This is a genomic window from Blautia ammoniilytica (assembly GCF_025566965.1).
Classification (GTDB): Bacteria; Bacillota; Clostridia; order Lachnospirales; family Lachnospiraceae; genus Blautia_A; species Blautia_A ammoniilytica.
Genome location: NZ_JAOQJL010000003.1, coordinates 93,466 through 112,123, shown reverse-complemented (window position 1 = coordinate 112,123; position 18,658 = coordinate 93,466). Strand labels below are relative to the sequence as shown.

General features: G+C 44.5%; 19 protein-coding genes. 16 read left to right on the top strand and 3 right to left on the bottom strand.

The window, feature by feature from the left end:
• Positions 1 to 21 precede the first annotated feature (21 nt).
• On the top strand, positions 22 to 1,647 hold the full coding sequence (locus OCV61_RS02355; protein ID WP_158420468.1) for a MotA/TolQ/ExbB proton channel family protein: 1,626 nt from the start codon (positions 22 to 24) through the stop codon (positions 1,645 to 1,647).
• 11 nt (positions 1,648 to 1,658) lie between these two features.
• The gene (locus OCV61_RS02350; protein ID WP_158420467.1) at positions 1,659 to 2,606 is read left to right on the top strand and encodes an OmpA family protein; all 948 of its coding nucleotides are present in this window, start codon (positions 1,659 to 1,661) and stop codon (positions 2,604 to 2,606) included.
• Here the strand turns inward: OCV61_RS02350 and OCV61_RS02345 are convergent.
• Both OCV61_RS02345 and OCV61_RS02340 read right to left on the bottom strand, forming a co-directional pair.
• Positions 2,586 to 3,302 (bottom strand): 4'-phosphopantetheinyl transferase family protein, encoded by a 717-nt coding sequence (locus tag OCV61_RS02345; protein ID WP_262582614.1) that lies wholly within the window; start codon positions 3,300 to 3,302, stop codon positions 2,586 to 2,588. The two genes, OCV61_RS02350 and OCV61_RS02345, sit on opposite strands and share 21 nt — an antisense overlap.
• Entirely contained in the window at positions 3,302 to 4,177 is an 876-nt protein-coding gene (locus tag OCV61_RS02340) for a methionyl aminopeptidase (protein WP_158420465.1), read from the bottom strand. The genes OCV61_RS02345 and OCV61_RS02340 overlap by 1 nt, the downstream gene beginning before the upstream one ends.
• A 350-nt stretch (positions 4,178 to 4,527) precedes the next feature.
• Between OCV61_RS02340 and OCV61_RS02335 the strand changes: the two genes are divergently transcribed.
• From OCV61_RS02335 to OCV61_RS02300, 8 genes are all read left to right on the top strand, one after another.
• Positions 4,528 to 5,214 carry an energy-coupled thiamine transporter ThiT gene (locus tag OCV61_RS02335; protein ID WP_158420464.1) on the top strand — a complete coding sequence of 229 codons (687 nt, stop codon included), beginning with the start codon at positions 4,528 to 4,530 and terminating at the stop codon, positions 5,212 to 5,214.
• 203 nt (positions 5,215 to 5,417) lie between these two features.
• Positions 5,418 to 5,765, top strand: coding sequence for a 50S ribosomal protein L19 (gene rplS / locus OCV61_RS02330; RefSeq protein ID WP_158420463.1), 348 nt, complete (start codon positions 5,418 to 5,420; stop codon positions 5,763 to 5,765).
• Between the two features lie 143 nt (positions 5,766 to 5,908).
• Positions 5,909 to 6,544 carry a signal peptidase I gene (gene lepB / locus OCV61_RS02325; RefSeq protein ID WP_158420462.1) on the top strand — a complete coding sequence of 212 codons (636 nt, stop codon included), beginning with the start codon at positions 5,909 to 5,911 and terminating at the stop codon, positions 6,542 to 6,544.
• 120 nt (positions 6,545 to 6,664) lie between these two features.
• A complete protein-coding gene (gene ylqF / locus OCV61_RS02320) occupies positions 6,665 to 7,525 on the top strand; it encodes a ribosome biogenesis GTPase YlqF (protein WP_158420536.1) in 861 nt (286 codons plus the stop codon).
• The gene (locus OCV61_RS02315; RefSeq protein WP_158420461.1) at positions 7,522 to 8,277 is read left to right on the top strand and encodes a ribonuclease HII; all 756 of its coding nucleotides are present in this window, start codon (positions 7,522 to 7,524) and stop codon (positions 8,275 to 8,277) included. Before ylqF ends, OCV61_RS02315 begins: the two co-directional genes overlap by 4 nt.
• A gap of 103 nt (positions 8,278 to 8,380) precedes the next feature.
• A complete protein-coding gene (locus OCV61_RS02310; RefSeq protein ID WP_158420460.1) occupies positions 8,381 to 8,740 on the top strand; it encodes a YraN family protein in 360 nt (119 codons plus the stop codon).
• Positions 8,741 to 8,770: 30 nt separating this feature from the next.
• Positions 8,771 to 9,628 (top strand): peptidoglycan editing factor PgeF, encoded by an 858-nt coding sequence (gene pgeF / locus OCV61_RS02305; protein ID WP_158420459.1) that lies wholly within the window; start codon positions 8,771 to 8,773, stop codon positions 9,626 to 9,628.
• 14 nt (positions 9,629 to 9,642) lie between these two features.
• Positions 9,643 to 11,064 (top strand): alanine/glycine:cation symporter family protein, encoded by a 1,422-nt coding sequence (locus OCV61_RS02300; protein ID WP_158420458.1) that lies wholly within the window; start codon positions 9,643 to 9,645, stop codon positions 11,062 to 11,064.
• 140 nt (positions 11,065 to 11,204) lie between these two features.
• Here the strand turns inward: OCV61_RS02300 and OCV61_RS02295 are convergent, their stop codons facing one another.
• Positions 11,205 to 12,374, bottom strand: coding sequence for a ribose-phosphate pyrophosphokinase (locus OCV61_RS02295; RefSeq protein WP_158420457.1), 1,170 nt, complete (start codon positions 12,372 to 12,374; stop codon positions 11,205 to 11,207).
• 384 nt (positions 12,375 to 12,758) lie between these two features.
• Between OCV61_RS02295 and OCV61_RS02290 the strand changes: the two genes are divergently transcribed.
• From OCV61_RS02290 to OCV61_RS02265, 6 genes are all read left to right on the top strand, one after another.
• Positions 12,759 to 13,412: a signal peptidase I gene (locus OCV61_RS02290; protein ID WP_158420456.1), complete on the top strand. Its 654-nt coding sequence runs from the start codon at positions 12,759 to 12,761 to the stop codon at positions 13,410 to 13,412.
• 169 nt (positions 13,413 to 13,581) lie between these two features.
• On the top strand, positions 13,582 to 13,986 hold the full coding sequence (locus OCV61_RS02285; protein WP_158420455.1) for a hypothetical protein: 405 nt from the start codon (positions 13,582 to 13,584) through the stop codon (positions 13,984 to 13,986).
• 362 nt (positions 13,987 to 14,348) lie between these two features.
• Positions 14,349 to 15,734 (top strand): DUF512 domain-containing protein, encoded by a 1,386-nt coding sequence (locus OCV61_RS02280; RefSeq protein WP_158420454.1) that lies wholly within the window; start codon positions 14,349 to 14,351, stop codon positions 15,732 to 15,734.
• Positions 15,697 to 17,022 (top strand): ribosome biogenesis GTPase Der, encoded by a 1,326-nt coding sequence (gene der, locus OCV61_RS02275; RefSeq protein WP_158420453.1) that lies wholly within the window; start codon positions 15,697 to 15,699, stop codon positions 17,020 to 17,022. Before OCV61_RS02280 ends, der begins: the two co-directional genes overlap by 38 nt.
• 5 nt (positions 17,023 to 17,027) lie before the next feature.
• Complete coding sequence (gene plsY, locus OCV61_RS02270) at positions 17,028 to 17,678, top strand: glycerol-3-phosphate 1-O-acyltransferase PlsY (RefSeq protein WP_262582612.1); 651 nt, start codon at positions 17,028 to 17,030, stop codon at positions 17,676 to 17,678.
• A gap of 86 nt (positions 17,679 to 17,764) precedes the next feature.
• Positions 17,765 to 18,658, top strand: an 894-nt coding sequence (locus OCV61_RS02265; protein WP_158420535.1) for an NAD(P)H-dependent glycerol-3-phosphate dehydrogenase, incomplete at its 3' end; no start/stop codon positions are given.

Genomic DNA, 18,658 nt, shown 5'->3' with positions numbered 1-18,658 from the left:
GCAGCCAAAAGGAGGTACAACATGGCAAAAAAGACAACAAATACACTTCTGTTTGTGCTGGTGTTAGCAGCTGCAGCCGGGATGACCGTCTACGTTGCAAAGGGAACACCCAGCGTACTGATCTATAATTTTATTTTTCTTGGTACAATGTCCGTGATCTATATGATCACATTGTTTGGCGGCATGTTTCGTATGGATAATCTGGGAGAAGCCTTTCACAGGGCAGCAGATGAGCTGACAAATATTTTTAAGACCCCTGGTAAGACAGACACCAAGAATCTGGCATATCTGGACGAGCTGTTTGATGATCGTTACCTTGATAAGAAGATGGGGAATTTCTCCGAAAGCATCAGCCAGAGCAAGGAAGGCATTGGGGATATTGAAGAGTATATCAATGATGATGAGCTGGATATCCATATACATAAAAGACTTCTGGAGATGGTGCCGGATATTTTTACCAGCCTTGGTATTTTAGGTACTTTCATTGGCCTTGTATGGGGACTTAAGAATTTCCAGCCTACCAATTATGAGGCTATGACAACTTCCGTATCTTCACTGGTAGATGGTATTAAGGTAGCATTCCTTACATCTATTTATGGTATTGCATTTTCCATTACTTATTCCTGGGGTATGAAGCGGGAATATTCCTTTATGTCTCAGAATCTTCAGAATTTCCTTGAGAAGTTCCATGCATACGTGATGCCCACTGCTGAGAATGAAGCCAGGAATCTTCTCCTTTCCAGCCAGAAGATGCAGACAAAGGCTATGGCCCAGATGGCAGAGCAGTTCTCTGTGCAGATGGCAGACAGCTTTGAAAAAGTGATCACTCCTACCTTCCAGAAGATGAACGATTCTCTGGATATGCTGGTGGCATCTGTGACAAGATGTCAGCAGGATGCTGTAAGGGATATCCTTCAGGAGTTCCTGAAGCAGATGCGAGGTTCCTTTGATACGGAATTTTCTGGATTTAATGAGGCTCTTGCCAGTCTGAAGCAGGCACAGAAGGAGAATACAGCCTATACCACTGCACTTTATCAGACCATGAGCCAGCAGCTGGGCCAGTCCTATGAGAAGCAGGAAAAGGCTATGCGGGATATGGTTACAGAGCTTGGAGGTATTTCCAGCCGCTATTTGGATACAGCTACAAGGATCACCCAGGAGAACAGGGAGATCCAGAAGATCCAGCAGCAGGATTATCAGCATGTGGTAGATTATATGAAGGATGCAGAGAAGTCTGCAGCCAAGTTCTGGGTAGCATGTAACCAGGCAATGCAAAAATATGTTGAGACAGCAGCAGCCGGCATGGAGAAGGCTTCTGCATCCAACCAGGCAGGTACAGATCTTCTGACATCAAACAGCAGGCTTGTTGAGCAGCTGGGCCAAGAGCTTCAGGAGTTTACCAGATATCAGCAGCAGTCCTATAAGACTATGGAACAGGTACGCAGACTGCTTTCTGAGCTTTCGGCAGTAGGTGACAGAAGTGTTTACCTGATGAGCGGCGGCAGCAGCCAGGAGTCCATGGACAGAATGGAGAAGCTGATGGAGCAGCAGGCTGCAGACCAGCAGGCAGTTCTGGAGGAGATTTCCAGGAATATCAAAGAGCTTTCCAAAGGAGCACAGAAAGGAAAATTTGGTTTATTTAAATAAAGGAGAGAATCATGCACAAGAAAAGAAAATCAGAGGATGGAAGCTTTAATATCTGGCGCTCCTATTCCGATATGATGTGTGGTGTATTGCTTCTCTTCGTACTGATTATGTGCGTAACCCTTTTCCAGGCGCAGAAGAGTTATGACGAGAGTATTAAAGAGCAGCAAGAGAAGAATGAGATGCAGGCCAATTATATTGCTGAGATCACTGCACAGCAGAATACCCTGGACGATCAGGATGCAAAGCTGAAAACACAGGATGAGAAGCTGTCTGCCCTGGCACAGCAGCTGGCAGAGCAGGCACAGAAGCTTAAGGAACAGGAAGCAGCCCTGGCACAGCAGCAGGTGGACCTGGATGAGAAAACCCAGCTGATCAGCACCCAGCAGGCCAAGATCGATAATATCATCGGTGTAAAGGCAGAGGTTGTTGAGTCCCTGCAGCAGGAATTTGCCAAGAATAACCTGAATGTAAATATTGATTCCCAGACAGGAGCATTGACACTGGATGCCAGCGTTCTTTTTGCTTATGATGATGCAGAGCTTACTGAAGAGGGAAAAACAGCCCTTCGCAGTGTTCTGCCGATTTACTGCAAGGTGCTTCTGGAAGACAGCTACAAGTCTTATCTGGCAGAGATCATTATTGATGGTTATACTGATACAGATGGAGATTATGCTTATAACCTGGAGCTTTCTCAGCGCAGATCCCTGGCAGTTGCCCAGTATCTGCTGGAAATCCAGGGAGAATTTCTTACATCTGATCAGACAATTGATCTGCAGGATTATCTTACAGTCAATGGTCATTCCATGGCGAATCCTATCCTGGATGCGGATGGCAATGTAGACAAGGATGCTTCCCGTCGTGTAGAAGTTAAGTTCCGTCTGAAGGACGACGAGATGATTGATGAGCTGAGCAGCATTATGACTACAGATCAGGCTTCATCAGATAATGCACAAGAGTGATTCCGTAGAAAGACGGCAAATATTAGGCTCTGTGGCAAGTGCAGAGCATACAGCGATCCGGTAATCATTAAATGCAAATTCCCGGGCTTGGCAGGTTCTGTCCGTAGAATATATAGTAGAAATACAAGTGGAAAGCCGGCCCCATTCAGAACCATCAGAAAGGATGTCATAAGAACCGGGATAAACCTGAAAGGATTTCAGGGGGAGGGATAAACCCTCCCCTTTATATTTTACATAGCTTTCCTTTAGTGCCCAGATCCGTGTAAACATGGAAACACCATATTTCTGTACAAGGGCATATTCAGATTCAGTAAAGAAAATACGGGCGATATTGGAACGGTCTTCTTTTTCTTTCTGGATATCGATCCCACAGGGGACAGAGCCAAAAGCACAGACTACATACCCATTGCTGTGGGAAAGATTAAAATGAAAATCATGATTTTTCAGGAACGGCTTACCCTTTTCGGAAACAGAAAGAGCCTCCAGTGGAAGACTGTTTTCCAGAAGAAGAGTACGGAGCATAAGCCCTGCCACAAGGCTTTCCAGACGGCTTTCCTGGCGGCGCAGCCTGGAAATGGATTCTTTCCGTTCCTTCCAGGAACCGAAATCCGGAAGCAGTGCCAGTCCTTTTTGAAATAACTTTGGATCTTTAAATTCATCAACAGATGTGATCAAACATTGAATCTTATGGTTCATTACCAGCAGATCACCTCGCATCCGCTTTCTGTTACCAGCACGGTGACTTCCCACTGGGCAGAAGGCTGCCCGTCACAGGTACGCACTGTCCAGTCATCCATCTCATCGGTGTAAACTTCATCAGATCCCATATTTACCATTGGCTCAATGGTAAACATCATACCTGGAACCATCAGCACACCGCTTCCTTCTTCTGAAGTGTAGCTTACCCATGGATCCTCATGGAATTCCAGCCCTATGCCATGGCCGCCGATTTCTTTTACAACTGAGTATCCATTTTCAAGCGCATGCTGGTGAACGGCGTGCCCCATATTTCCAATCGGTGTCCAGGGCTTTACCTGTGAAATGCCGATCTCTACACATTCTTTTACAACCTTTACCAGCTTTTCTTTTTCCGGGCTTACATTTCCGATACAGAACATACGTGAGGAATCAGAAAAATATCCATTATAAATGGTGGAAACATCTACATTGATAATATCTCCTTCTTTCAGAATCACATCTGTGGATGGGATCCCGTGGCAAACCACCTGGTCAATGGAGGTGCATACACTCTTTGGATAGCCTTCATAATTCAGTGGGGCAGGGATCCCGCCATGGCGGATGGTCTCTTCATGTACCCAGTCATCGATCTCCTGGGTAGTAATGCCTGGACGGATGTGCTCAGCCACATAATCCAGCACGGCAATATTGATCTTACAACTTTCTTTGATCTTTTCAATCTGCTCCGGGGTTTTGATCAGGTTGTGGTCAAGTACCGGATAGCCTTTTTGTTTCATTTGTTCCAGCTTTTCGTCAAATGCTTCGTGGCACTTTTTGTATTTTTTTCCGCTTCCGCACCAGCAGGGATCATTTCTTCCTATTTTTAAAGACATTTTACTCGCTCCTTATCCGATGATATATGGTGTAACTGTTCAGTATTCTTACAGTTACTGTATATATTGTTTTTTCAGCAAATAGAATATCACAATTCAGAGGTAAAGTAAAATCTGATATGAGAGGAAAATATATGATATGAGAGGAAATTTATCGTTTACGGTCTTTTATAGAGGATGAAAATTGTGTTGTGTGAAGTGAAGGGGTGTGCTATACTGTAGGACGAACCAAGGGAGCTTGCAGGCGCAGGCTGAGAGGAAGCAATCACCAGGGAGGACACTCTTCCGGTGACCGGAGGCTTCGACCTTTTAACTTGATTTGGATAATGCCAACGTAAGGAGGAAAACAAATGATGGATTTTCTAGTAACTGCTGATGGTGGGCTGACTACTGCCGGCTATGTAACAAGTATTGCTGCCATGGTGATCCTGGTGGTGATCGCAGCTGTGCTTTTCCATAAGAAAAGCTCTTCAGGAAAGCTGACTACACAGCAGCTTGTAACCTGTGCAGTGGCACTTGCCCTTGCTTATGCCACATCTTACCTTAAGGTATTTTCTCTGCCATTTGGTGGCTCTGTAACCTTATGCAGCATGCTTTTTATCGTACTCATTGGATATTGGTACGGACCTAAGATCGGTATTCTGACAGGTCTTGTTTATGGTATCTTCCAGTTCCTGCAGGAGCCATATGTACTTAGCTTTTTCCAGGTATGCTGTGATTATATCCTGGCATTTGGCGCTATGGGTATTGCAGGCTTTTTCTCAAAATCAAACAAATACGGTTTGCAGAAAGCATATGTGGCAGCGATTCTTGCCAGAGGTGTATTTCATGTTCTGGGCGGATATCTGTACTGGATGAGCTACATGCCTGAGAATTATCCTAAGTCATTATCTGCTATATATCCTATCGTTTACAACTATAGCTACATTCTTGCTGAGGGAGTTATAACACTGATCCTGATCTCTATTCCGGCTGTTTCAAAAGCACTGGTTCAGGTTCGTAAGATGGTGACAGTACCGGGAGAGCAGAACGCATAAATAAATAATGATATTGAATCTATCCAAATCCATAACAGCCGTCGGAACCCTTGTCCGGCGGCTTATTATAATAGTGAAACCATAGAAAAAACTCTTGCAATGGCAGGAGTTCTATAGTATAATCAATCATGTTGTGAAAAAAGATGGTCCTCTGTTACCTCATGTGTATTAAGAACATCCAATAGAAGAATAGGAGAAAGAACATGAACGACATTATTAAAAACATCGAAGCAGAACAGTTAAAAGCAGATGTTCCTCAGTTCAATGTAGGTGATACTGTAAGAGTACACGCACTGATCAAAGAGGGAAACCGTGAGAGAATCCAGGTTTTCGAGGGAACAGTATTAAAGAAACAGGGCGGAAGCACAAGAGCAACTTTCACAGTAAGAAAGAGTTCCAATGGTGTTGGCGTTGAGAAGACATGGCCGCTTCATTCCCCACACGTAAAGAGTGTAGAAGTTATTCGTCACGGTAAAGTACGTCGTGCAAAACTTAACTACTTAAGAGACCGTGTAGGTAAGGCTGCTAAGGTTAAAGAGCGCATTAAATAGTCCATACCTGATTATGAGAATGACTGCCGTCGGATTGATTTCCGGAGGCAGTTATTTTTATATTTTGGCGGATTCCTTGCTTCTACAGTTTACAGTGTGTTATACTGTAACAGCTAATCGAAAAACAGGAGCATTTGAATAATATGTTAAAAAATAGAAGAAAGAAACGATCCAGGGAGCAATGGGAGAACTGGCGGGCTACCTGGAGAGAGAATAAATCTATAGCAGAAGCGAAAGAAAAACTGGAAGATAAGAAGGTCCGGGGTGTATTGCGCCTGGTTTTTGAAATTATTGTAACGCTGGCTTTTGCAGCACTGGTAGGGATCGCCATGTTTCAGTCTGTGACTATGCAGGAAAGTTCCATGGAGCCCACCATCTCTGTAGGAGACAGATATTTTATGAACCGGGTGATTTATCGTGTATCTTCCCCTAAAAGAGGAGATGTGATCGTTTTCCGTACAAACGCCAGTGATGATGCAGCATTGCATATCCGCAGGGTGATCGGGCTTCCAGGAGAGACTGTGCAGATCGTGGATGGACAGATCCTGATCAATGGAGAGACTTACAAAGAGGGCAGGGATTTTCCTGTGATCAGTAATCCGGGGATGGCATCCAGTCCGGTAACACTGGAATCAGGAGAATATTTTGTGCTTGGTGATAACAGGAATAACAGTGAGGACAGCCGGTATGGCAGTATCGGGAAGGTAAATAAGAAATATATTACCGGCAAGTTGTGGTTTAAACTTTTCCCTGTGAAATCCATAGGCTTTTTTGAATGATTTTGCAAGCTTATTTAAGTGATTTTGCAAGCGTATTTGAATGATTTTGAGGACTTATTTAAGTGATATTGAAGACTAAAATGAATGGAAGTGACAAGAATGGATAATCGTGAAAACAGAATCAATATTAACTGGTATCCTGGTCATATGACCAAGGCAAAAAGGCAGATGCAGGAGGATATCCGTCTGATCGACCTGATCATTGAACTGGTGGATGCAAGAGTGCCTCTTTCTAGCAGAAATCCGGATATTGACCAGCTGGGAATGAACAAAGCCAGACTGATCCTTTTGAATAAAGCGGATCTGGCAGACGACAGGCAGAATGAAAGATGGAAGGAATATTTTCAGGAAAAAGGCTTTCACGTGGTAAAGGTGGATTCCAGAAATGGGGCAGGGATCAAGGCTATTCAGGCTGTGATCCAGGAAGCCTGCAAGGAAAAGATCGAAAGGGACAGACGGCGCGGGATCAAGAACCGCCCGATTCGTGCCATGGTAGCAGGCATCCCAAATGTGGGCAAATCCACCTTTATTAATACCTTTGCAGGCAAAGCTTGTGCAAAGACCGGCAATAAGCCAGGTGTAACAAAGGGGAAGCAGTGGATCCGTCTGAATAAAGGTGTAGAGCTACTGGATACGCCGGGGATCCTCTGGCCCAAATTTGAGGATCCGGATACAGGAAAAAAACTGGCATTTGTAGGATCTATTAAAGATGATATTCTGAATATGGAAGAGCTTTCCCTGGAACTGATCGGTTTTTTAAGAGAGTATTATCCGGGAGTTATTCATAAAAGATATGATGTACAGGAAGAGGGAAGGGATGTGGAGATCCTGGAAGCTATTGCAAAAGTGCGAGGCTGCTTGAAAAAAGGAGAAGAGCTGGATTATGGAAAAGCATCTGGCATCCTTTTTGATGATTTCCGTTCCGGCAAGCTGGGCAGGATCACAGTAGAGTGGCCGCCGGTGAAAGAGGAAAAAGCATGAGTTCTATCGGGGAGATCAAAGGAGAATTTGAAAATGCCAGCCGGCAGGAATGGCCGGCACTTTATGAGAAATATGGCAGCGACAGCCGCAGTGGTGTGCAGAAGCTTCTGGAGCAATACCATAAAAAAGAGGCTGCTTACCAGGCAGAGCTTGTGCGTACAGAGTCCCTGAAGGTATATGAGCATAAATACGAACATTTGGGATATGTGTGTGGGATTGATGAAGTGGGACGGGGACCGCTTGCCGGTCCGGTAGTAGCCTGTGCCGTGATCCTTCCCAAAGATTGTCAGATCCTGTATCTGAATGATTCCAAGCAGCTTTCTGCAAAGAAAAGAGAAGCTTTGTATCAGCAGATCCTTGACCAGGCAGTGGCAGTGGGGCTTGGCATTGTAGGTCCTGCACGTATTGATGAGATCAACATCTTACAGGCTACTTATGAAGCGATGCGTCAGGCTATCAGCAAATTATCTGTGAAGCCACAGATCCTTCTGAATGATGCAGTAAGGATCCCGGGTGTGGAGATTCCTCAGGTATCTATTATCAAGGGAGATGCCAAAAGTGTATCCATTGCTGCTGCAAGTATTGTGGCAAAAGTTACCAGGGATCGGATGATGGAGGAATATGATCCTGTGATGCCGGAGTATGGCTTTGCTTCCAATAAAGGATATGGTTCCCAGGCACATATTCAGGCTCTTGAAAAGTATGGGCCATCCCCAATACACAGAGCTACCTTTATTAAAAATTTTATCTAGTACAGTGAAAATTAAGGCAAGTCAATATGGTGGTTACTTAATGTTTACTGTGCCAGGCCGGCTTACGTTGGCTGGATTTTTACTGACATCAGGAGAGAGTGTTTTGAAAAGATGTGTAAATCAAAGGAAAATAGGCAGCTGTTATGAAAATCTTGCAGCTGATTTTCTTACAGAACATGGCTTACACATAAGAGAAAGAAATTACAGGTGCCGGATAGGAGAAGTAGATCTGATTGCCATGGATGGGAAATATCTGGTGTTTGTAGAAGTGAAATACAGAAAAAACGGCAGCTATGGAAATCCGCTGGCTGCTGTAAACCTTAAGAAGCAGCAGACTTTGGGGAAAGTGGCAGAGTATTACCTGTTGACCCATAAATGTACCGTAAATACGCCCTGCAGGTTTGACGTGATCGGGATCCTGGACGGAAAGGTGCAGTGGGTCCGGGATGCGTTTCAGCTATAAGATATACGACTATGGTGGAGGAATTGCCTTATGAAGATCCGTTGGCATAATGAACAACAGCCTAAAATGAAGATCAATGAAAATAACGGGGTTACGTACCTTACCTGGCCGGTGATCGATAAGATGCCATGGATCTGCCATGGCTTTAGTACCCGGCTTGGGGGAGTGAGCCAGGGATGTTTCTCTTCCATGAATCTGAGTTTTGCCAGAGGCGATGAAAAGGCGAATGTACTAGAGAATTATAACAGGATCACAAAGGCTATAGGATGCAGTATGGAGGATCTTGTGGTGTCGCATCAGACCCATACCACCAATGTGCGGGTGGTAACTGACAAGGACAGGGGGAAGGGTGTGTTATATCCCAGGGATTATCAGGATGTGGACGGTCTGGTGACGGATCAGCCTGGGATCGTACTTACTACATTTTATGCAGATTGTGTGCCCCTGTATCTGATCGATCCTGTACATAAGGCAATCGGATTATCCCATTCCGGGTGGAGAGGGACAAAAGGCAGGATGGGCCAGGCCACGATTAGGAAAATGAGGGAAGTTTATGGGACAAACCCGAAAGATCTGGTCGTTGCCATAGGACCATCCATTTGTCAGGACTGCTATGAGGTCAGTGAAGATGTAATCGAAGAATTTAAAATGGCCTTTCACAGTCGTCACTGGCAAAGTCTGTTCTATAAGAAGGAAAACGGCAAATATCAGTTGAATCTATGGGAGGCAAACCGGATTATATTTATGGAAGCAGGAGTTTTGCCGGAAAATATCCATATGCCTGATCTTTGCACCTGCTGCAATCCGGATTTCCTTTTTTCACACAGGGCTTCCGGCGGAAAAAGAGGGAATCTGGCAGCTTTTCTCGGAATATATAATAACAAATAAAGGGGAATTTACGTATGTTGATTACATTGATCGAAAAGGTATACCAGTTTTTATGGGGGGATCTGGTATATATACCGCTTCCGGGCGGAGAAAGTCTTGGGATTTCCCTTCTCATCTTATTTCTGATACCTGCAGGCATCTATTTTTCTGTACGTACACGGCTTCTGCCTGTTCGGCTGTTTCCGGATATGGTGAAAGCCCTAACAGAGAAAAAGACTCATAAAAGCAGTTTGTCATCCTTTCAGTCATTGTTGATTTCCACTGCTACCCGAGTAGGAATGGGGAATCTGGTAGGCGTTGTGGCGGCTATTTCAGCAGGAGGCGCCGGCGCTGTATTCTGGATGTGGGTGACAGCGATCATTGGTTCTTCCACTGCCTTTGTAGAGGCAACGCTGGCCCAACTGTACAAAGAAAAAGATCCTCTTTATGGGGGATACCGGGGCGGCCCGGCTTATTATATCCACAGCTATATTGAACGGAAACAGGGGAAAAAGAGAAAGCATGTGGTAATTGCCACACTGTTTGCTATCTCAGGCCTGATCTGCTGGTGCGGGATCAGCCAGGTGATCAGTAATTCTGTGGTATCTTCTTTTAAAAATGCTTTTTCTGTACCGCCGATCGTAACAACCATTCTTCTGGTAGCCCTTGCGGCAGTGATCGTGCTTCGCAAAAATGCTACAGTAAAAGTTTTGGATATGATGGTTCCTTTTATGGCAGTGTGTTATTTTGCCATTACTGTTGTGATCATCCTGATGAATCTGGGAAACCTTCCGGGTGTGTTTTCAAGGATTTTTCAGGAGGCGTTCGGGATCCGACAGGTGGCAGCCGGAGGCTTTGGGGCAGTGCTTATGAATGGAGTAAAAAGAGGGCTTTTTTCCAATGAAGCCGGATCCGGCTCTGCTCCTTGCGCAGCAGCCGCAGTAGAGTGCAGCAGTCCTGTAAAAGCAGGTCTTGTGCAGGCACTGGGAGTATTTATCGATACAGTTGTGATCTGCAGCTGTACTGCATTCATCATGCTTCTTGCTCCTGAAGACCTGACTGCCGGCCTTACCGGGATGGATCTGATGCAGAAAGCCATGGAGTACCATCTTGGCAGGTTTGGAGTAATATTTATTGCAGTAACCCTGTTCCTGTTTAGCTTTTCCACTTTTCTCGGGATTTTGTTTTATGCAAGAAGTAATGTTGCCTACATTTTCGGAGACAAATGGTGCTGGCAAACTGCTTATAAGGTACTGGCACTGGTAATGCTTTTTGTTGGCGGTCTGGCAGCGTATACCTTTGTGTGGGATCTGGGAGATGTGGGGATCGGTTTGATGACGATCTTCAATATTATTTTGCTTTATCCGCTTGGCGGGGAAGCATTGGCAGAATTGAAGAAATACGAGAAAGAGAAAAAGACAGAGAAAATATCTGGAGCTTATAAGGCGATGCAGTAAAAAAAACCTGCGTACAAGCAGATTCTTTAAACCAGCATCTGATTTGTTAGGTTTTGGTGGCAGAGGATACATGTAAAAAGGCACAGTCAACGGATTTGGTTACCGCAGACTGTGCCTTTAGTTTTAATCATTATATGGAATCATGCATTGACTCTTTTCATCAGGGACATGATCTTCTCATTGCTGGAACGTACCTTCTCAACGGATACATCATGGTTGATGATATCGATAATGCTTGCAAGGTATTTGCTCATATTTGCTTCTACATAGTATGGCTTTGTGAGAAGCTCTGGAATACGGTAATTCAGGTTGGTGGTGATCACTTTATCGATCCATCCCTTTTCGTAGTATTCATCAAATTTGGCAAGTCCATCTGTGAAAAGACCATAAGTGGTGCATACAAATACACGTTTTGCATGACGCTCCTTGATCTGCTTTGCCACATCCAGCATACTCTCGCCAGAGGAAATCATATCATCGATGATAACAACATCCTTGCCTTCTACAGAATCACCAAGAAATTCATGGGCTACGATAGGATTCTTGCCGTTTACGATCACAGAATAGTCCCTGCGCTTATAGAACATACCCATGTCAACGCCCAGAATATTGGAGAAATATACGGCTCTTGACATAGCTCCCTCGTCCGGGCTGATGATCATCAGATGATCATTATCAACCTTGAAATCAGGAACACTTTTTACAAGTGCTTTCAAGAACTGATACGTAGGGAAGAAATTATCAAAACCACTTAAAGGAATGGAATTCTGTACACGGGGATCGTGTGCGTCAAAGGTAATAATATTGGAAACACCCATCTCGCCAAGCTCCCGAAGTGCAAGTGCACAGTCTAAAGACTCTCTCTTGGAACGGCGATGCTGACGTCCTTCATAAAGGAAGGGCATGATCACACTGATACGATGTGCTTTTCCTGTGGCAGCGGAAATGATCCTTTTAAGATCCTGGAAATGATTATCCGGGGACATGTGATTCTCATGGCCGCATACGCTGTAGGTAAGGCTGAAATTAGTAACATCTACCATAACAAAAAGGTCTGTACCGCGGACAGATTCTTTGATGATTCCTTTGCCTTCGCCAGTACCGAAGCGTGGACATTCACAGTCTACAAGAAAAGTTTCTTCGCTGTAACCCTGTGGTATAATACTTAATTTCTTATTTTCCACCAGTTCTTTACGGAATTTTACCAGCTTTTTGTCTACTTCCTCTGCCAGATCCCGGCATCCTGCCAGTGCTGCGATCCGAATCGGGGCAACAGGTATAGATTTTTCAAGCAATTCAATATTGGGCATAATATTCCTCCTAAAGTATTAAGATGCAAAAAGAACGCTCATCTCTTATTTATAACATCAGAGCCAGGTAAGGTCAAGGCATTTGTTGATTTTTGTACCTGAAAGCAGAAAAAACGGGGCACTGTTTTAAAAAAAGAACAAAACGAAAGACATATAATAAATGCGAATAGAATAATCAAATCTGTAAATAAATGATGTTTTTTGCATTTGCTGTGACGAAAAATTAAAGATAATTGATTATATTCAATGATTTTATAAATATATGCGTTATAATTATAAAAAAATGGCACATTATATTGTAAAATACAAATAAAAGTGGGTCAGTTTATACTTTTTTAGAAATGGATCTGCTTGCTACAGAGCCACATAACAGGGAGGAATGAAATGAAGCAGACACAGGAAAAAGAGAAAAGTTCTCTTGGACATAAGATACTTACAGGCATTGGCATTATATTATGCGTGATCTTGATTCCTATATTGGTGATCAACTGTACACTGATCATCAAAAGTTATACGAATAAAGATCAGGTTCCCAGTATCAGCGGGATTTTTCCTATGATAATACTTACTGACAGTATGTATCCGGAGTTTGAATCCGGCGATCTGATCGTTTGCAATACAGCTGAGCCGGAGGAAATTAAGGTCGGTGATGTGATCTGTTTTTATGATCCGGCAGGAAATGGCACTGCCACAGTTACCCATCGTGTTCAGGAAGTTGTTACAGATGATGAAGGCAATCTGGCATGGATCACCAAGGGTGATGCCAATAATACAGAGGATCTGCCTACAGTTCCGGCGAAAAATCTGATCGGTGTATATAAGACCCGCTTGAAAGGACTTGGCAATGTGGCCATGTTCATGCAGACTACCCAGGGTCTGATCATTTGTGTGATCTGCCCGATCATCCTTCTGGTGGCTTATGATGTGATTCGCCGCCGGGCATATGAAAAGTCCAAGAAGAAAGATACAGACGCCCTGCTTGCTGAACTGGAAGCATTGCGCGCCGAAAAAGAGAAAAACAATCCAAAGGATATTTGATTCCGGGATGCCACATCGGAATTAGATATAAATTAAATCCTGTTCCGGAAGGTGAGGAATGGTCTTGACCGTTCCGGCATTATCGGAATGGCGAACCGCCTGTTCTGTGGAACGGCGAGGAGCATTCCTGACAACAGGGAACGCGAGAAAGAAGGGAGAAAAAAGAGCTATGAGAAAAAATCAGACAGTGACCTTTACAGACCTGCCTGGCGGAACCTTCACCATGAACTGGTGCCTGGTATACGGCAAAGACCCAAGAGGAAACATCGCAGGAAACAAAGTCAGCAACACAGCAAGCTTTACATACACCAACACCGTTCTCACAGACCGGCCACTGCTGGATGTAGTACTGAATCCTAAAGTTGACTCCTACGTGATCCCACAAGGCACCCAGACGAAGCTTCAGTTCCACCTTGAAACATCTTGCAATCAAAGTGAGACAGACAAAGCAGTTTCGATCACTATTGAAAAGCAGGATACACTGTGTAACTTTGTACCTGTTGATACAGACAGTGCTGGCTTCGTGGTATGGAAAGGCTCACTTATCCATCAGGCAACTACATCTACAAGATAGGATGCTGTTACATTCACATCAGCTGTTGCACCAGGAACTTACAGAATCTGTTTCTCCATGGATTCTGGCTCAACAGAAGACAACGTATACTTTACATTTATTGTAAAATAAGATTTTGATGTTAAAACATCAAAACCAACGAAATGCCGCACAGCTAGACGTATACAGTTGTGCGGCGTTTTCGTCCCCTTTTTACTGCCGTCCGAATGCCTCACCCACCCTGGAAAATTTCAGGTTGTTTTTTGCCCTCAAAATTGGTATGATATATCAGATGTAACATGCCACCCACCTGCAAGTGGTGGGCAACAAATTAGTATCAGTGATGGCAGCTGGTTCCGGATCTGATATAAACGGAGTTAATAATGAAAAAAAAGAAAAGACATGTGATCTCCCGTGTACTCCCAGGCAGCATTGCCCAGGAACTGGAGCTGGCTCCAGGAGACATCCTGTTATCGGTTAATGGACAGCAGGTAGAAGACGTATTCGATTATCGATATCTGATGAATGAAGAATACGTAGTCCTTCAGGTAGAAAAAGCAGACGGAGAGATCTGGGAATTAGAAGTAGAGAAAGAATACGAAGAAGATCTGGGAGTGGAATTTGAAAATGGTCTGATGGATGATTACAGATCCTGTTCCAATCACTGCGTCTTCTGTTTTATTGATCAGATGCCCCCAGGTATGAGGGAAACACTGTATTTTAAAGATGATGACTCCAGACTGTCTTTTCTCCAGGGAAACTATGTGACCCTTACCAATATGAGCGACCATGACATTGACAGGATCATCCAGTACCATCTGGAGCCTATCAACATATCCTTTCAGACCATGAACCCAGAGCTTCGCTGTAAGATGCTCCATAACCGTTTTGCAGGAGACGCACTAAAGAAAGTAAAGCGGCTGTATGAGGCAGGGATCACCATGAACGGCCAGATTGTACTTTGCAAAGGCCTGAATGACGGCGCAGAACTGGAATATAGCTTATCCAGGCTGGCAGAATACGCCCCGGTACTGCAAAGTGTTTCTGTTGTACCGGTAGGACTTACCAAATACAGGGAAGGACTTTACCCATTGGAACTGTTCGGCAAAAAGGAAGCACTGGAAACCCTTAAGATCATTGAAAAGTGGCAGGAGAAGATGAAAGAACAGTATGACATTCATTTTGTCCATGCTTCTGACGAATGGTACATCCTGGCAGAAAGAGAACTCCCAAATGAGGATTCCTATGATGGGTATCTTCAGCTAGAGAACGGTGTAGGTATGATACGGCTTCTGGATACAGAAGTACGTCAGGCATTGGAACAGCTTCCTGGTGACGACCGGAAGGTTACGGGTACAGTTGCAACCGGTGCTCTTGCAGCGCCTTTTATTGCCGGATTTGCGGACCTTGTACGGCAGCAATATCCGGGAGTACAGATCCAGGTACGAAAGATCACCAATGAATTTTTTGGGGAGAAGATCACGGTATCCGGCCTGATCACAGGACAAGATCTGCTTAAGCAGCTTAAGGATGTGGAACTTGGAGAAAAGCTATTGCTTCCATGCAGTATGCTTAGAAGTGAGACAGACGTTTTTCTGGATGATATGACTGTGGAGCAGTTATCCCAAAGCTTAAAGGTAGAGATCGTAATTGTTGATGAAGGCGGGGCAGATCTTGTATCTGCAATGATCCAACCCCCTGACCATAAAAAACTTAGAAGGAGACAGATGTATGAGCAAACCGGTAGTTGCTATAGTGGGAAGGCCTAATGTAGGCAAATCCACACTTTTTAATGTACTTGCCGGGGGCAGGATTTCCATTGTACAGGATACCCCCGGTGTAACACGAGACAGGATCTACGCAGATGTTACCTGGCTTGATAGGACATTTACCATGATCGATACAGGCGGTATAGAGCCTGACAGCAGTGACCTGATCCTTGCACAGATGCGGGAGCAGGCCCAGATCGCCATTGATACAGCAGATGTGATCATTTTTATTACAGATGTACGCCAGGGATTGGTGGATGCAGATGCTAAGGTGGCAGATATGCTGCGCCGGAGTCACAAGCCGGTAATCCTTGTGGTAAATAAAGTAGACAGCTTCCAGAAGTACATGATGGATGTTTACGAATTTTATAATCTGGGTATTGGAGAACCATTTGCCATATCAGCAGCTAACCGCCAGGGGCTGGGAGATATGCTGGATGAGGTGGTGAAGCATTTTCCTGAAGACAGCACAGATGGTGAGGATGATGATATCCCCAAGATTGCCATTGTAGGAAAGCCCAATGTAGGCAAATCTTCTCTGGTGAACAAGCTTCTTGGAGAAGACCGTGTGATCGTATCGGATATTGCAGGTACCACCAGGGATGCAGTGGATACAAAAGTCACCTGGGAAGGCAGAGATTATGTATTTATTGATACAGCAGGCCTTCGACGAAAGAAGAATATCAAAGAGGAGATCGAGCGCTACAGCGTGATCCGTACAGTGACAGCTGTAGAGCGGGCAGATGTGGTAGTTGTGATGATCGATGCTTCTGAAGGGGTGACAGAGCAGGATGCTAAGATCGCAGGTGTTGCCCATGAAAATGGCAAAGGCGTGATCATTGCGGTAAATAAATGGGATGCTATTGTAAAGGATGACAAGACTATTTATAAGCATACCAACAAGATCCGTGAGGTGCTTTCCTTTATGCCTTATGCAGAAATCGTCTTTATTTCTGCAAAAACAGGACTTCGTATTTCCAGACTGTTTGAAACACTGGATGCAGTGATCGAGAACCAGAATATGCGTATCCAGACAGGTGTACTCAATGAGATCCTGTCCGAGGCAGTGGCTATGCAGCAGCCGCCTTCAGACAGAGGACGCAGGCTGAAGATCTTCTATATGACACAGGTGGCAGTAAAACCGCCTACATTTGTGATTTTTGTAAACGACAAAGAACTGATGCATTTTTCATACACCAGGTACATTGAAAATAAAATCCGGGACGCATTTGATTTTGGCGGGACTCCGCTGAAATTCATTGTACGGGAACGGGGAGAAAAGGAATAAAGATTATGGAACGATTAATTTGTCTGGGGATCGGTTATATATTCGGTATGTTTCAGACCGGCTATCTGGTAGGAAAATCTCATCATATTGACATTCGCCAGTGCGGCAGCGGCAATGCAGGCACCACCAATGCCCTGCGTACACTGGGCAAAAAGGCTGGAGCCATCACTTTGCTGGGAGATATGTTTAAGTGCGTGCTGGCTATCCTTCTGATAGATCATCTGTTTAAGAACAATTATCAGGATATACTTCCTCTTTTGGGAATGTACACAGCAGCAGGCTGTGTACTTGGCCACAATTTCCCTTTTTATCTTCATTTTAAAGGAGGGAAGGGAGTGGCTGCTTCTGCAGGGATGCTCCTTGCCCTTGACTGGAAGGTATTCTTGATCGCAGCTGGTGTTTTTCTTATCTTGTTCTTTACGATTCATTATGTATCAGTAGGTTCTATCAGCGCCTATGTAACTGCATGGATCTGTTTTGTGGTATTTGGAGCAATAGGATGTTATGGCATGGATTTATCCCATACTGTGGAGATGGATGTGGTAATGGGACTGATGACCGTGCTGGCTGTATACCGCCACAGATCCAACATATCCAGACTTCTTTCTGGTAAAGAAAGTAAGGTTTATCTTGGAAAAGCCAGCAAGAATAAATAAGGTTTATATTAGAATATTCGGCAAGCAAGAATAAATAAGGTTTATTTTGATTAAAAACCGGTTAGAAAATAAATGAGGTGAATGCTATGGCAAAAATCAGTGTAATGGGTGCAGGCAGCTGGGGAACTGCTCTTGCAATCCTTCTGAACAATAACGGACATCAGGTGATCCTTTGGTCTGCATTGGGGGATGAGGTTGCTCTTCTTTGTGAAAAAAGAGAAAATCCTGCAAAGCTTCCCGGTGTGAAGATCCCGGAGGGAATACTGATAACAAAGGATGAGAAACTGGCAATGGATCAGCCGGATGTGGTGATACTTGCAGTTCCTTCCCCTTTTACAAGAAGCACATCCAAACGGCTGGCTCCTTATGTGCGCCAGGGACAGATCATTGTGAATGTTGCCAAAGGGGTGGAAGAGAAGACGCTTATGACTTTAAGCGAAATTATTGAACAGGAGATTCCTTGTGCTAATGTATGTGTGCTGTCAGGACCAAGCCATGCAGAAGAGGTAAGCCGTGGTCTTCCCACCACCTGTGTGGTCAGTTCACATAAAAGGGCGACAGCAGAGTATCTTCAGGAGATCTTTATGAGCCCTGTGTTCCGTGTATATACTACACCGGATATCCTGGGTGTAGAGCTTGGCGGCGCTTTGAAAAATGTGATCGCTCTTGCAGCAGGTACTGCAGATGGCCTTGGTTATGGTGATAATACAAAGGCTGCTCTCATTACAAGAGGTATCGCTGAGATCGGGCGTCTGGGCGTAAAGATGGGTGCAAAGGCAGAAACCTTTGCTGGCCTTTCCGGGATCGGCGATCTGATCGTTACCTGTGCAAGTGTGCACAGCCGTAACCGTAAAGCCGGTTATCTGATGGGCAAGGGATACACTATGAAACAGGCCATGGACGAAGTGAAGATGGTGGTAGAGGGCGTGTATTCTGCCAAGGCAGCCAAAGAACTTGCAGAAAAGTATGAAGTGGAAATG

Excerpts from the sequence above, each read along its gene's own strand:
- OCV61_RS02345 (WP_262582614.1), bottom strand. The coding sequence starts at position 3,302 with ATGAACCATAAGATTCAATGTTTGATCACATCTGTTGATGAATTTAAA.
- OCV61_RS02335 (WP_158420464.1), top strand. The coding sequence starts at position 4,528 with ATGATGGATTTTCTAGTAACTGCTGATGGTGGGCTGACTACTGCCGGC.
- der (WP_158420453.1), top strand. The coding sequence starts at position 15,697 with ATGAGCAAACCGGTAGTTGCTATAGTGGGAAGGCCTAATGTAGGCAAA.
- OCV61_RS02300 (WP_158420458.1), top strand. The coding sequence starts at position 9,643 with ATGTTGATTACATTGATCGAAAAGGTATACCAGTTTTTATGGGGGGAT.
- lepB (WP_158420462.1), top strand. The coding sequence starts at position 5,909 with ATGTTAAAAAATAGAAGAAAGAAACGATCCAGGGAGCAATGGGAGAAC.
- OCV61_RS02290 (WP_158420456.1), top strand. The coding sequence starts at position 12,759 with ATGAAGCAGACACAGGAAAAAGAGAAAAGTTCTCTTGGACATAAGATA.
- OCV61_RS02350 (WP_158420467.1), top strand. The coding sequence starts at position 1,659 with ATGCACAAGAAAAGAAAATCAGAGGATGGAAGCTTTAATATCTGGCGC.
- rplS (WP_158420463.1), top strand. The coding sequence starts at position 5,418 with ATGAACGACATTATTAAAAACATCGAAGCAGAACAGTTAAAAGCAGAT.
- OCV61_RS02280 (WP_158420454.1), top strand. The coding sequence starts at position 14,349 with ATGAAAAAAAAGAAAAGACATGTGATCTCCCGTGTACTCCCAGGCAGC.
- OCV61_RS02285 (WP_158420455.1), top strand. The coding sequence starts at position 13,582 with ATGAGAAAAAATCAGACAGTGACCTTTACAGACCTGCCTGGCGGAACC.
- plsY (WP_262582612.1), top strand. The coding sequence starts at position 17,028 with ATGGAACGATTAATTTGTCTGGGGATCGGTTATATATTCGGTATGTTT.
- pgeF (WP_158420459.1), top strand. The coding sequence starts at position 8,771 with ATGAAGATCCGTTGGCATAATGAACAACAGCCTAAAATGAAGATCAAT.
- OCV61_RS02355 (WP_158420468.1), top strand. The coding sequence starts at position 22 with ATGGCAAAAAAGACAACAAATACACTTCTGTTTGTGCTGGTGTTAGCA.
- OCV61_RS02315 (WP_158420461.1), top strand. The coding sequence starts at position 7,522 with ATGAGTTCTATCGGGGAGATCAAAGGAGAATTTGAAAATGCCAGCCGG.
- OCV61_RS02340 (WP_158420465.1), bottom strand. The coding sequence starts at position 4,177 with ATGTCTTTAAAAATAGGAAGAAATGATCCCTGCTGGTGCGGAAGCGGA.
- OCV61_RS02295 (WP_158420457.1), bottom strand. The coding sequence starts at position 12,374 with ATGCCCAATATTGAATTGCTTGAAAAATCTATACCTGTTGCCCCGATT.